We start from the raw sequence: 12,341 nt of genomic DNA on the forward strand, positions 1-12,341 counted from the left end.
TGGCAACGCGGAAGCAACGAAAACACCAACGGACTGCTTCGTCAGTACTTCCCGAAGGGCACCGACTTGTCCTTGCATACTCAGGACGAACTTGAAGAAGTAGGCGCGCAGCTAAATGGCAGGCCGCGTGAGACGTTGAAGTGGCGCAAGCCAATCGAAGTCTTCAACGATCTACTAGCGAGCCACATGCCGCCATGATCACTTGATTCCACCCCTTAGGACCCATGCCCATGTCGTCGAATCCGGAGTGAAATCAGTGGCCGTGGCCGAATCGGGTGCCGATACCGAAGTCAAGCGGATTGGCCTGTTCAGTCAGCTAGTTCGTTTTGTAGCTATCGGCAGTGCCTGTGCTGTGGTGGACTCTGGTATCTACGCTTTTCTGCTGAGCATGGGCTGGCTGGTTGTTCTCGCGAAGACAATCGCCTTTGTTGCCGGCACCTCCGCTTCCTACGTAATCAACCGCAAGTTCACGTTCAGTGGTGCAAGCACAGGGAATGCCAGGGCCAAGATGGGCGCATTCGCCTTGGTGTACATTGTGACGCTTGGTATTAACGTGGGAGTAAATCAGCTTCTACTGATGTCTCTGTCTGGATTCGTGCCTAGTGATCAACTCAGGTATGCAGCGTGCTGGATTATTGCTCAAGGAGTTAGTACGCTCATTAACTTCGGGATGCTTAAGTGGGTTATCTTCCGCGACTAGACTGCTGTACGGGATGAGCGCTTCCTCTGGTAGCTGGTCGAGATCAAACCAGGCGATGGTGTGGCACTTGTCCGGTTCCCGGTTGGCGGGCTCGCCAACCCACCGGGTGGCCTCGAAGAAGACGCCCAGGCGTGATTCGACGCCGGAGTCGTTGACGTGGATCGTGTGCACGTGCCAGAGCGCAGCGGGGTCGATCAGCACCGCGACTTTTTCTTCGGCCTCCCGTACTGCGGCGGTGAGCACGGATTCGGCAGCGTCGACCTTGCCGGACGGCAGGTGCCACATGCCGTCGCCGTAAACGCCGCGCCGCTGGCTCAGTAGAACTTCGCTGCCATGGCGCACGAGCAGTACGTGCACGTCGATAATGGTGCGGTGGGGCGGTGGTTGACGGTCGCGGTTCACGTGCACTCGATCCGCAACCACGTGCTCGGGTTCTGCCCCGAGCACCTGCCCCGATTACCACCGAGACTGTGGACAACTTACGCAATTTCAAATGGAAATCGAAGGTCCGATTTCCATTTGAAATTTCGGCCGCACCGGCTGCCGTACTAGTACCGCTCGGCATACCTGGTCGGGGACTCGCCGAACATGTCCTTGAAGTCCCGGGCGAAGTGCGCCTGGTCGGCATAGCCGAGTTCGACCGCGAGCGCCGACCAGTTGAGCTCCGCGCCTTTCGCCAGCCGCTCGGTCACCTCGCGCAACCGGTAGCGGCGGATCACCCACTTCGGCCCGATGCCGACGTATTCCGCGAACAGTCGCTGCAACTGCCGGACGCTCGTGCCGAGCTCGCGCGCGAGCTCGTCGACCCTGGTGATCGCCGGTTCCGCGGCGATCTTCGCGACGATGCCCGCAGCCTCGTCCGCCTTCGGGTCGGGCTGCGGCAAGCGGGCCCGGAGGAACTGCTCGACCGCAGCCACATCCGGCGAGTCCGGTAGCTCCGGTCCGAATATCTTGCGCGCGTCGATCGTCCGGTCCGTGATCGTCGAGGCGGGTGCGCCGAGGAACCGCCGGAAGCAGCCGGGCCGGAACGCCACGCCGAACACCCCGCCACGACCTTCCAGCACCTTGATCTGGTGCCCACTGACGACACCGTTCACGGTCGCCCTGCCGTTCTGGAACGTGAGGTGCACGTTCGGGTAGGGCACGACCAGCTGCCGGTAGGGCTCGCGATAGTCCCAGGAGACGACCCAGTAGCGCTCGACGAGGTGAGCGAGGTCCGGTGACGGGGCTGGGAAGGCGTGGCGCTGGTACTTCGTCCACGCACCCCCGAGTTCGCGGGCGTCCCTGGTCACGGCCCGATCCTATGTCGCGTTCGTTCAAGACGTCGGCCGCCCGCCGTGCTTACCTGGGGGCTATGTCCGAGGCACAGTTCCTGACCCGCGCGGCCGCCTCGCTGCGGGAAGTCGTTAGCAACATCAAGCCCGACCAGCTCGACGATCCAACGCCGTGCAGCGAATACGACGTGCGCAAGCTGGTGAACCACCTACTGTTCTGGGGGCCGTCGCTGGAGGCAGCCGCGCGCAAGGAGACCGTGCCGCCCCCGGCCGAAGCCGAGCACGACCTGGATTTGACCAGCGGTGATTGGGCGGCGGACCTGGTGACGCAACTGGGCCGCATGGCCGGGGCTTGGACCGAGCCGGGCGCGTGGGAGGGCACCACGCACATGGGCGGCCCGACGGAACTGCCCGCCTCGCTGGTCGGCGGCATGGTCGTGGTGGAACTGCTGGTGCACGGCTGGGACCTGTCGAGGGCGACCGGCCAAGACCCCGAGCTGGACGATGATCTCCTCGACTACGTGCACCAGGAGGTCACGAAAACCGCCGAGCAAGGCCGATCGATGGGCATCTACGACACCGAGGTGACCGTGCCCACTTCGGCATCGACATTGGACAGGATCCTCGCCCTGACCGGCCGCAACCCGGCCTGGACGTCCTGAAGCACCGGGCGTGAGTGGTTTGGGCTGCGTGCCCCAGATGTGGTTTCGGGCCAGCCCGCCGCACCGGTGAGGTTGCCGATCGATCCGACGACTTCCACACCATCCGGCTGCGTTAACGCCTGTCCCTGTAGCTGACGGCTGACGGCTGACGGCTGACGGCTGACGGCTGACGGCTGACGGCTGACGGCTGACGGCTGACGGCTGACGGCTGACGGCTGACGGCTGACGGCCGTACCCGCATCGACTGCGGTCTGCGCCGAGTTCGACTTCGGTCTGATGCCCAAGCTCCGCAGGCGGCTCTACCCTTTGCCGCGTGCGAAAGCCCATCGCGCCCGTCATTGGTGTCGCGCCGCTGGTGGCGTCGCTGGTCTACGGCGAGATCCAGGCGGGCACCAGGGCGGGCATGTTGATCTTGGACATCTCCGTCGGAGCACTCGGATGCGTGCTGGTGGCGGCGTTGTTCCCCTGGCCCGTCCCCATCGCGGTCGTGTTGGCCGCGCTGGCGGTGGTGTCCTCGACCGCCACGCCACCTGCCACGCTGGCGACGCTGGTGGTGGCCAAGCAACGTCGCATCGCCGTCGCCTGCCAGGTTGCGACGGCCGGAATCATCGGGCACGCGATCCGCGGCCTGTGGCGACCGCTGCCCGGACTCCCCTTCGGCTGGTGGCTGGTGCTGGACGTGGTCGCGCATGCCGGGCTGCTCGGCTGGGGCTTGCTGATCAGGGCGAGGCAGGAATTGATCGGCTCGCTGCGGGAACGGGCCCGGCGGGCGGAAGCCGAGCAGGGCAGGCGCGTCGCGGAGGCACGAGCGGCCACGACGCCGACCTGACCTGACGGAACGCCGAGAAGGCCGGCCTTGGACGCACGGGCCCGTGAGTCTTTGGGTTGCTACATATAGCTACCCAAGAGACTCACGGCCCGCTACCAGCGAAACCGTCTTACCTGCCGCTACTTCAGATGCAGCGACTTCGCGCGAAATCGCCACCCCGCCCTGGCGCCGCTGCCGAACGGGCGCTAGAAGTCGAGCGCCGCCTGCGTGCCGGCGGTGTTTCGCCGCTCGAAGTCGAGCAGGTGCTGCTTCCGGTCCAGCCCGCCGCCGTAACCGGTGAGGTTGCCAGTGGATCCGACGACGCGGTGGCAGGGCACGATGATGCCGATCGGGTTCTTACCGTTGGCGAGCCCGACGGCCCGCGAGGCACTGGGCTTTCCTATCCGCTCGGCCAGCTCTCCGTAGGAAATCGTTTCGCCGTAGGGGATTTCGCACAACGCCGCCCAGACCGTGCGCTGGAACGCAGTGCCGACCAGCGTCATAGGCAGGTCGAACTCGTTGCGCTGCCCCGAGAAGTACTCCTCCAACTGCTCGATCACCGGCCCGAAGGGCACGGTGTCCGGCTCGCCGAAGTTCTCCTCTGGCGGTCGGTGCCGCTGGCGTTCCATGTAGAGACCGGTTAGGGCGCCGTCGACGGCGACGAGCGTCAGCGGGCCGACGGGGCTGTCGATGACGGTGTTCACCGGGTGCACTGGAATCCTCTCCTCAGGCGGGTAGCCGGTTGATCGCGTGGTCGCCGGTCGCCCACAGGTACTGCACGGCGTACGCGCGCCAGGGACGCCATGCAGCGGCGTGACCGGTCAGTGCCGCAGGCGTCGAGGGCAGGCCCAGGTTACTTGCGGCGTAACGGATTCCCAGATCGGTGGGCACGAACGCATCAGGGTCGCCGAGGGCGCGCATGGCGACGGTCTCGATGGTCCACGGGCCGAATCCGGGCAGCTCCGCGAGCTGGGCACGAGCCCGATGCCAGTCGCTGCCGACGCTGAGGTCGATACGACCGCCCGCCAAGGCTCCGACCAGTGTGGTGATGGTCTTGCGACGAGCCTTCGGGAAGGCGAGCGCGTCCGGATCCAACGATGCCAGGGCGCTCGCGTCCGGGAACAGGTGAGTCAGCCCGCCGCCCGGATCGGCGACCGGCTCGCCATGGGCGGTCACAAGCCGCGCGGCATGCGTGCGGGCGGCCGCGGTGGAAACCTGCTGCCCGAGCACCGCGCGCAGCGCGAACTCCTCGGCGTCGACGGTGCGAGGCACGCGCCGGCCTGGCTCCTTGCTTACCAGCGGCGTGAGCACCGGGTCGGTGCGCAACAGGTCGTCGACGGCGACCGGATCGGCGTCGAGGTCGAGGAGCCAGCGGCAGCGGGTGATCGCAGCTGACAGGTCCCGGAGATCGGTCAGGGTCAACCGGCAGTCGATGTACTCGGGCTGCGGCCGGAGCGCGACGACGCCGTGCCCGTGGGGAAGGCGCAAGGTCCGCCGATAGGCCCCGTCCCGCCACTCCTCAACCCCGGGCACGGCGGTGGCGGCAAGGTGTCCGAAGAGGTTGTCCGGGCACAGCGGAGCCCGGAACGGCAACCGCAGCGCCAAAGACCCCGCGGCGACAGGCTGCTGCTGCGAAGCGCGCGCCCGCAGCTCGGTGGGAGGGAGGCCGAAGATCTCGCGCACGGTGTCGTTGAACGTCCGCACGCTGGCAAACCCAGCGGCGAAAGCAACATCGCTCATGGGCACGGAGGTGGTTTCGATCAGCAGTCTCGCCGTCTGCGCCCGCTGCGCCCTGGCCAGGGCAAGCGGCCCGGCGCCGAGTTCGGCCAGCAGCTGCCGCTGGATCTGCCGCACGCTGTAGCCCAACCGAGAGGCGAGCCCGGGAACGCCGTCCCGATCAACGATCCCGTCAGCGATCAGCCGCATGGCCCGCCCGACGAGGTCAGCGCGCTCGTTCCACTGCGGAGACCCGGGGCTGGCGTCGGGCCGACACCGCTTGCAAGCCCGAAACCCGGCCTGCTGGGCAGCAGCGGCGCTCGGGTAGAACCGCATGTTCTCCACCTTGGGAGGAACCACGGGGCAGCTAGGCCGGCAGTAGATCCCGGTGCTGATGACGGCGGTGAAGAACCACCCGTCAAACCGAGCGTCCTTGGACTGAACGGCCCGCACACACCGAGCCACATCCTCGTGCATGCCACCCAGCATCGCCGCTGGAGGGGCCCGGTGCTAGCGAAAAAACGACATCAACGTGCCTGCCCGGCTCCCTCAGCAGCCACCCCGGCCGACCATTTGCGCTTTGGGCAAATTTACCCAGGTCAGAACCCATGGCCAACTGCGCTTCCGCGTCACAAGCCGTGGTCAGCGAGGATTGCCAGAAAGGCCCGCTTGCGCCGATGGGCTTCCTTCAGACCCTGGACATCGGCCTGGAACGCCGCGCCATCTCCGATGCGGGAATGCAGGCCCCGCAGGGTCGTCAACAGCTGGGCGGCGCGTGTGTAACCGTTCCGGTTGCCCACCGCGATGGTGGTGTCCACGAGCGGCCGGTAGATGTCGATGACATCGGCTGGGTATTTTTCGGCCCGGCGATCCGCAACGGCCAGTCGAGTCGGCTCGTCGCAGTGGCGCTGCTGCACCACCTGCCAGGCAGCATCAACGTCGTCTTCCTCCAGCAAGATCCGTGCCAGCGTCCCTGCCGCGAACGACGCTCCGCGCTCGGTTCGCTCGCGCAAGATCCGGTGTGCCTGCTCCCGCAGTTGCGGCCACTTCCCGATCCGTTCGGCAGCCTTGCGCCATTGCCGATAGGTTCCCTCGTCCGGTGAGTCGGTGAATCTCGTCTCCAGGAGTTCCACAGCGTCGGCGTCGCGTCCAACAGCTTGATAAAGCTCGATGAGCCGTTCCACGAGCACACCCGCACGTCCGTCCCGCGAACCCACGGCCCGCAAACCGCGCTGCAACCAGTCGATCGCCTCGTCGACACGGTCGGCCTCACGCAGGACAACGGCGATTCGCACGTAAGCATGAGGATAGGACAAGTCCTCGGCAATAACCTCCACCATCTCGTCGGTGTCCCCCACTTCCCGGGCCAGTTCCTCGCGCAGCCGACGCACCCGCCACGAGTCACGCTGTCGATCCCGGGCCTGGTCCAGGTCGGCCTTCTACGCCGCAATCCCCGTTTCACCGAGCAGGTCGACGATCTCACCGAGGCTCACCCGGCTCGCCTCAGTGTTGAGCCGTAAGTGGGCCAGCCACTGCCCCAACTCGGCGGGGTCAGGCAGCGCGACCTGGCAAGTTTCCAGGTAGAGAACCCAAGCTGCATCAGCGGCGTCGTTCACCATGTCTGCGGCGCCCTCGCACACGCTCGCCGCGGCGCCGACGTGAGTGACCAACTCACGCAGCATTTGCTGCGCAGAAGCCGCGTGATCCGGCAACAACCGGTGAAGCGCGTCGAGCACGCTGTTGGCGCGGCTGACGTAGTCGTCCTCGTCGTCAAAGTCGAGCCAATCGACCTGTAGCAGGTTCACTTGGTCCTGCAAGACCGAAACATCGGGCTACGTCGACGCGGTGGCTGCCTGCAACCGCAACCGCTGATACAGCACGGAATCGTCCTGCGCCTGCTGCCAGATCAGCTCAACGAGTTCGAGCCGATCCATCGTCTCCAGGAAGGTCCGAACGTCGGAAGCCGGCGCAGGCTTGGCGTTCGCGGTGCGGCAGCGAGAATCCGCAACCCGATTGCGACGCAGTGCTTGCAGAAGGCACCCTCGCGTCCATAGGGACAGCTGCAGTCCTCGCCCAGCCTGCCGTCAAAGTCGCGCAACCGAACCCGATAGCTGTCGGTTCCGGCCACGGTCGCCACAACACCGTCGGGTAACTGGGCGATGCTGCCCACGGCGTCCTGGTATTTCAATCCCCGATCGAAAGACCGCTCCCCGGCAAGCCGCCGCAAGTCATTTTCGGTAAACCAGGCCATGCCCCACAACTACAGCACCCCGAACACACACCCAGGTGGGGGCTGCTCGCTGCGCGTCAGCGACTCCGAACAGAGTCTCTTATTGCCGAGACGAACGCCGATCACTGCGATGGCCCGAACACCGGCGCGGCCCCACCACCACGACCCTCCGAGGTCGGGAGGCCGACGGACTCCGCGCCCCTCGCCACCTCTGCGCAGTTCGAGGCCGAGAAGCCAACGGCAGCGGGTGATCGCGGCCGCCAGGTCCCGAAGATCGTTCAGGGGCAGCCGACTGTCGATGTACTCGGGCTGGGGCCGGAGCGCAACGACGCCGTGCCCGTGCGGCAGGCGCAAGGTCCGCCGATAAACCCCGTCACGCCACTCCACGACCTCGGGCACGGCAGTGGCAGCGAGGTGCCCGAAGAGGTTGTGCGGGCACAACGGAGCCCAGAAAGGCAGCTGCAACGCGAGTGATCCGGCTGCGACCGGCTATTCCCGGCACTGAACGGCCCGCACACACTGAGCCACATCCTCGTGAATACCCACCAGCACCACCGCAGGACGGACGCGGCCTAGCGAAAAAACGACGTCAACGCCGGCGACAAGTGGTCACGAACAGGGGCCACAAACGGCCGTCACAAACTGCGGTCACAAACAGTGGTCACATCGTCACGATGTGATCGAAGTTGGGTGGCGGGCCCACCGTGCGGTGCAGAATGTCAATCACCCGGCGCTGGTTGTCATACGGGCCCGAGATGTAGCACGGCTTGCCCTCGTTGCCAAAGGTGATGCCGGACGGGCCTTCCCAGGTACCGAGGTGGTCGGCGGCCTTCAAGAAATCGGCGTGGGGTTCGAAACCGAGGCCTCGCGCGTACTCGACGGCGCCGAACACGATCTCCTGTGCGAGTCCGATCGGAGCCTCCTTCCAACCGTTCGGGAAGGGTCTGAAGTACTCCGGCAGGAACCGCCGCAGGGCGACGTCGTCGGTGATGTCCGGCCCTAACACGTTCTTGACTCCCAGGCAATAGACGTCCACCAGGTATCCGCACACCGACACCTTGTCCCAGCGGTGCCTGCGCGCAATCAGCACGCTCACCAGTCCGCCGGCGCCGTCCTGTGCTGGTTCAACCCAGTCGGGTCGGCCGACGACGGAAAGTCCCTGGCTCCAGCCCACGTTGATCCAGCAGCCAACGAGTTCCGGCAATTCGGCCGTGACGCGACCTTGCGCCGCGACGGCCCGCACCAAAGGAGCCACCGCGGACGGACGTACATCAAGAGCACGGGCGATTTCCTTCGGCGACTTGCCTTCACTACGTAGCCGACGTACTTGTTCGAGAAGCTCGGTCTTTTCCACGGGAGAGGACCTTATACCCGATACCCGGTAGTTGGCGGCGCTGGCCGGTTGCCACGACACCCGTCGGGTGCCTCGGCGATGTCGCCTACCGTCCCAGTATTCCAATCCCGCAAAGGCCCGCCCTGGCAAGTCAGCGCAAATCATATTCGGTAACAATGCCGCGCTCCACAACAGCAACGGGAAGAAGTACTACCGAGTGGCACATACGGTCCCCTTCCCGTGACGGACGAGCTAGACGCCCCCGGCTACACCAGCCCCGGCTTCCCAGCCCCGCCGCGTTCAACGATCAACGATCCACGGGAAGGTCTTCGGCGTGGACGGCCACGACGGTTCCGTGGCGCGGTTCACGGCTTTCCGGGCTGGCCCAAGGCTTGCAAAAAATTCAAAGTCCTGCGGCGTCGAAACGTTGCATCAGGCTCGGCTTGCGGCGGTGATCGTCCCGAAGTTGTTGGTAGCGTTCGGCGAACTTCGGCTCGCCGCCGCCCCGGGCACTGAGAGCCTTGAGATCGATAAGGAGACTGACGGCCGCGTCGTATTCACGCTGGTTCTTGGTGGCGATCAGTCCATCCACCCGCTGCCACGCGGCTTCCTCGTCAGCGGCGAGCGCATCAAGCCGCTTCTCACGGTCGCCAGCGGCCTTTCGCTCACGGCGGGCGCGCAACTCTTCGGCGCGCCGAGCGTCCTCTTGCAGCCTTTCGGCTTCCCGCCCCGACGCTGCCTCCAACAGCTCGCCGACTGTGCGGGAACACGTCACAGGCGAAGTCGCGCGCAGACTCCGATAGCGCCGTCGGAGATCGGTAATGCCACTTACATCACCATTGGCAGCGCGGACCAGCAGCGTGTCTTTTTCCTTCTGCGGCACACTTTTCACGAACTTGGCGAAGCCGTCGTCCGAAGGCCTGGCACCGAGCGGCGGGCTGGCTTGTGCCGCAACGGCCAGCAGGTCTTCATCGAGCCGAAGGAACTCCACCAGTGCGCGTTGGGAGCCGGTCAGCTTCGACAGCCCAGCGGTAACCGGAGGTTCTACCTCTTCGGCATCGATGTCCTCCCAATCAAGGTAGAGACCGATCGTCGTCAGCCAAGCGAGATAAAGAGCACGGTAGTCGCCACCAGCCAACTCCTCGCGGATCGCAAGCATGGCCCCCAGCTTCGGGTCGCTGGTGTATTCCCACTCGCCGCTTTCGTCGCGGTACGTGAAGCTGAGAATGACGTGGTCACCATGCTGCCAAGCGCTGGTCAGGTCGTCATCGACGCAGTACCGCTGCGCCGTCTCGAGATCAAGCAGCCATGCGGGCAACCGAAGCATCAGCTGCCGGTCTCCCCAGTTCGCGAAGTAGAGGAAAGCGTCGAAGTAACGCTCCATCAATACGCGCGGACTGCCCCGGAAGTCGCTCCAGTGATACTCGTTGACGAACCTGGTCGCAGAAATGTCAGCCCGACTCGAAAGATCCCGAAGTTCGAGCTGCTGCTGTTCATCGAGTGGCTGATCAATAGCCAAGAACTCGTAGTACTGGTACTCGCTCACCGGTGCCCCGTGCTACTGGAAGGTTGATCGTCCTCCTGTGCAGGCTACGCGCGGCCAGCTCACCCGAGTCACCTGGCCAAGCAGGTCTTCGGCACAGGCGGCCAAGCGGTCTGCGTGCGTCCGCGCGGTTTCGTGGTCTTCAGGGACCGATCGACCGGCATGCCACGAGCGACTACGACGGTGCCCCGGTGAAACCGCTGGGGCACCGTCGTAGCCTCAGGAAGTAACAACCATGCTGCGCTCTGCGTTCAGCCGAAGCGCTCCGACTTGACGGCGACCAAGAAGTATTCCCAGGCCTGCGACTGGAAGACCAACGTCCCCCCGTCCCGGTTCTTGGTGTCCCGCACCCCGATCACGTCGGTCCCGGTGCCGACCTCGACACAGTCAGACTGGCTCGCGCTTTGGCTCGACTTCCGCCAGGTCTGGAATGCCATGGTATTCACCCCTCTAACTCGTCAGCCCGCATTGCGATCAACTTCGCCGAATCCTCATGACTCAGCGTCACCCGTCGGAGTGTATCCAGCACTTTCGCGTAATCGGCAACGTCAGCGGGCTCGTCCAGGAACGCGCCCAGCCTGCGCTGCTCCAAGTGGACGATCGAGCAAGCCTTCGGGAAGTCAAGCAGGACGAAGGAGCCTTCGAGGCCAGGATGCGTTGCGACTTCCTCCGGGATAACCTGGACGGTCACGTTTCGACGCCTGGCCATCTTCAAAATGTGGCGCAGCTGTTCCGCCATCACGCGCGGCCCTCCGACAACCCGCCGAAGCACACTTGCGTCGATGAAGGCATGGAACCCTGCAGGAGTGGGCTTGGTGAGAATCTCCTGTCGTCCGAGGCGAATCGCAACACGCGCTTCGATATCAGCGGCCTCAACGTCGCTGCCATGCATAACGGCCCGCGCGTAGTCACTCGTTTGCAGCAGTCCTGGAACCAGGACCATGCCGAGGCAGCTGATCTGGCTTGCGTCTCGCTCGAACTCCAGCAAGCCGGTGAGCTGCTTCGGCAAGCCTGGCACACCGGTCTCCCACCAGCCTGGCTGATCCTGTTCGCGCACGAGCTTCAGTAGGCGGTTACGGTCCTCCCCCGTCACGCCAAGTATGGCGAGAATCGCGGACACGTCGGCTTCGGTGACCACCTTCGTGCCGTTCTCGATACGACTCATCGTCGCTTTCGACAAGCCGAGTCGCTTCGCAACGTCTTCCTGCTTGTAACCGCTCTGGATACGGAACTGCCGCAGTTCAGCTCCCAAGCCCCGCGCACGAGCACTGCCATTCATGTTGAGCAGCCTAGATCGTCCGCTCGGGGATCTGGTTCACCCAAACCGGGAATAGATCAGTTTCAGAAACTGCCGATAAATTCTGAGACAACCAAGGAGGCATCGATGACCGACTACTTGACCTACGTCTGGCGCCCCGTCACTGGCGGCCGTCACGCTTTCCCCATCGCGGCAACGAAAGTTCCGCGCGAGGAGCGGGTGAAGGCGTTCTGCGGAGCAGAAGCGAACGCGGCGGAGCTGCACGACCGGTCCGAAGTGGACTGGGTCCGCGAGGACACCTGCATGCGCTGCTGGCACACCCTCACCACCCGCCTGTGACCACCCGATGGGTGTCAATTTCGCGAGAAATTGACATTCATCGCCCAACCGAAGGAGAACCACCTATGTTCTGGATTCAGGTCAGCACCTTCGTCTTGTTCAACCTGCTGATCCTCGCCATGCTCGCCACCCAGCTACCCGCAAGAGCCATCGCGTTCTCAACAGGCCAGCACGTCGGAGGCGGCGAAGGCGCCTACACGGTCTGGCACCTCATAGCCGACATCGAAGCCGAAACCCGCGCCACGGCCGAAGCCCCCGACACCAGGCCCGAACATCCCCCCATACCACCGGAATTCCCCACCACCGACCCCGACGAGCCCACCGGGCGGCACCACCTGCGTGCCTGAACAGCTCGTGAGTGTTCCTTCCGTTCTTACCGGAACCACCACTCACGAGACCTGACCACCCCAGCCGGGCTGGTGCGGTCCTCCCCGCGTGGACGCACGCCGAGGGGCCGGTGGCGCTGTTCAACCCCAAG

Annotated in this window: 16 protein-coding genes and 1 pseudogene; 6 read left to right on the forward strand and 11 right to left on the reverse strand. The window is 64.9% G+C overall.

Annotated features, from left to right (window positions below; translation table 11 throughout):
- Both ACWDKQ_RS33075 and ACWDKQ_RS33080 read left to right on the forward strand, forming a co-directional pair.
- On the forward strand, positions 1–198 hold a 198-nt coding region (locus ACWDKQ_RS33075; RefSeq protein WP_450142694.1), incomplete at its 5' end, for a transposase.
- Between the two features lie 157 nt (positions 199–355).
- Positions 356–631, forward strand: a pseudogene (locus tag ACWDKQ_RS33080) (GtrA family protein); the annotation flags it as partial.
- On the opposite strand, the gene ACWDKQ_RS33085 reads toward ACWDKQ_RS33080, so the two are convergent.
- Both ACWDKQ_RS33085 and ACWDKQ_RS33090 read right to left on the reverse strand, forming a co-directional pair.
- Complete coding sequence (locus ACWDKQ_RS33085; protein WP_450142695.1) at positions 572–1,102, reverse strand: NUDIX domain-containing protein; 531 nt, start codon at positions 1,100–1,102, stop codon at positions 572–574. The pseudogene ACWDKQ_RS33080 and the gene ACWDKQ_RS33085 overlap by 60 nt on opposite strands.
- Before the next feature lie 146 nt (positions 1,103–1,248).
- Positions 1,249–1,992, reverse strand: coding sequence for an AraC family transcriptional regulator (locus tag ACWDKQ_RS33090; protein WP_450142696.1), 744 nt, complete (start codon positions 1,990–1,992; stop codon positions 1,249–1,251).
- A gap of 62 nt (positions 1,993–2,054) precedes the next feature.
- Here ACWDKQ_RS33090 and ACWDKQ_RS33095 point away from each other — a divergent pair, with 62 nt between their 5' ends.
- Positions 2,055–2,636: a TIGR03086 family metal-binding protein gene (locus tag ACWDKQ_RS33095; RefSeq protein WP_450142697.1), complete on the forward strand. Its 582-nt coding sequence runs from the start codon at positions 2,055–2,057 to the stop codon at positions 2,634–2,636.
- A 313-nt stretch (positions 2,637–2,949) separates the two neighbouring features.
- Positions 2,950–3,465, forward strand: coding sequence for a hypothetical protein (locus ACWDKQ_RS33100; protein WP_450142698.1), 516 nt, complete (start codon positions 2,950–2,952; stop codon positions 3,463–3,465).
- Between the two features lie 185 nt (positions 3,466–3,650).
- Here the strand turns inward: ACWDKQ_RS33100 and ACWDKQ_RS33105 are convergent, their stop codons facing one another.
- The 9 genes from ACWDKQ_RS33105 to ACWDKQ_RS33145 all read right to left on the reverse strand — a co-directional run bounded on the left by ACWDKQ_RS33105 (position 3,651) and on the right by ACWDKQ_RS33145 (position 11,518).
- A complete protein-coding gene (locus tag ACWDKQ_RS33105) occupies positions 3,651–4,157 on the reverse strand; it encodes a methylated-DNA--[protein]-cysteine S-methyltransferase (RefSeq protein ID WP_450142699.1) in 507 nt (168 codons plus the stop codon).
- Between the two features lie 13 nt (positions 4,158–4,170).
- Positions 4,171–5,637: an AlkA N-terminal domain-containing protein gene (locus ACWDKQ_RS33110; protein ID WP_450142700.1), complete on the reverse strand. Its 1,467-nt coding sequence runs from the start codon at positions 5,635–5,637 to the stop codon at positions 4,171–4,173.
- 152 nt (positions 5,638–5,789) lie between these two features.
- The gene (locus tag ACWDKQ_RS33115) at positions 5,790–6,590 is read right to left on the reverse strand and encodes a tetratricopeptide repeat protein (RefSeq protein WP_450142709.1); all 801 of its coding nucleotides are present in this window, start codon (positions 6,588–6,590) and stop codon (positions 5,790–5,792) included.
- Between the two features lie 9 nt (positions 6,591–6,599).
- The gene (locus ACWDKQ_RS33120) at positions 6,600–6,965 is read right to left on the reverse strand and encodes a hypothetical protein (RefSeq protein ID WP_450142701.1); all 366 of its coding nucleotides are present in this window, start codon (positions 6,963–6,965) and stop codon (positions 6,600–6,602) included.
- Positions 6,966–7,420: 455 nt separating this feature from the next.
- The gene (locus ACWDKQ_RS33125) at positions 7,421–7,855 is read right to left on the reverse strand and encodes an AlkA N-terminal domain-containing protein (protein WP_450142702.1); all 435 of its coding nucleotides are present in this window, start codon (positions 7,853–7,855) and stop codon (positions 7,421–7,423) included.
- Positions 7,856–8,051: 196 nt separating this feature from the next.
- Positions 8,052–8,744 (reverse strand): helix-turn-helix domain-containing protein, encoded by a 693-nt coding sequence (locus tag ACWDKQ_RS33130; RefSeq protein WP_450142703.1) that lies wholly within the window; start codon positions 8,742–8,744, stop codon positions 8,052–8,054.
- 382 nt (positions 8,745–9,126) lie between these two features.
- Positions 9,127–10,269, reverse strand: a complete 1,143-nt coding sequence (locus ACWDKQ_RS33135) for a hypothetical protein (protein WP_450142704.1) — start codon at positions 10,267–10,269, stop codon at positions 9,127–9,129.
- 248 nt (positions 10,270–10,517) lie between these two features.
- Positions 10,518–10,703, reverse strand: coding sequence for a DUF397 domain-containing protein (locus ACWDKQ_RS33140; protein ID WP_450142705.1), 186 nt, complete (start codon positions 10,701–10,703; stop codon positions 10,518–10,520).
- Positions 10,704–10,708: 5 nt separating this feature from the next.
- Positions 10,709–11,518, reverse strand: a complete 810-nt coding sequence (locus tag ACWDKQ_RS33145; RefSeq protein WP_450142706.1) for a helix-turn-helix domain-containing protein — start codon at positions 11,516–11,518, stop codon at positions 10,709–10,711.
- 132 nt (positions 11,519–11,650) lie between these two features.
- Here ACWDKQ_RS33145 and ACWDKQ_RS33150 point away from each other — a divergent pair, with 132 nt between their 5' ends.
- Both ACWDKQ_RS33150 and ACWDKQ_RS33155 read left to right on the forward strand, forming a co-directional pair.
- Positions 11,651–11,863, forward strand: a complete 213-nt coding sequence (locus tag ACWDKQ_RS33150; protein WP_450142707.1) for a zinc finger protein — start codon at positions 11,651–11,653, stop codon at positions 11,861–11,863.
- A gap of 65 nt (positions 11,864–11,928) precedes the next feature.
- Positions 11,929–12,210 (forward strand): hypothetical protein, encoded by a 282-nt coding sequence (locus ACWDKQ_RS33155; protein ID WP_450142708.1) that lies wholly within the window; start codon positions 11,929–11,931, stop codon positions 12,208–12,210.
- Positions 12,211–12,341: the final 131 nt, after the last annotated feature.

The organism is Saccharopolyspora sp. NPDC000995 (assembly GCF_053599315.1).

Coding starts and splice junctions, on each gene's coding strand:
- ACWDKQ_RS33095 (WP_450142697.1), top strand. CDS start 2,055: ATGTCCGAGGCACAGTTCCTGACCCGCGCGGCCGCCTCGCTGCGGGAA.
- ACWDKQ_RS33150 (WP_450142707.1), top strand. CDS start 11,651: ATGACCGACTACTTGACCTACGTCTGGCGCCCCGTCACTGGCGGCCGT.
- ACWDKQ_RS33110 (WP_450142700.1), bottom strand. CDS start 5,637: ATGCACGAGGATGTGGCTCGGTGTGTGCGGGCCGTTCAGTCCAAGGAC.
- ACWDKQ_RS33140 (WP_450142705.1), bottom strand. CDS start 10,703: ATGGCATTCCAGACCTGGCGGAAGTCGAGCCAAAGCGCGAGCCAGTCT.
- ACWDKQ_RS33155 (WP_450142708.1), top strand. CDS start 11,929: ATGTTCTGGATTCAGGTCAGCACCTTCGTCTTGTTCAACCTGCTGATC.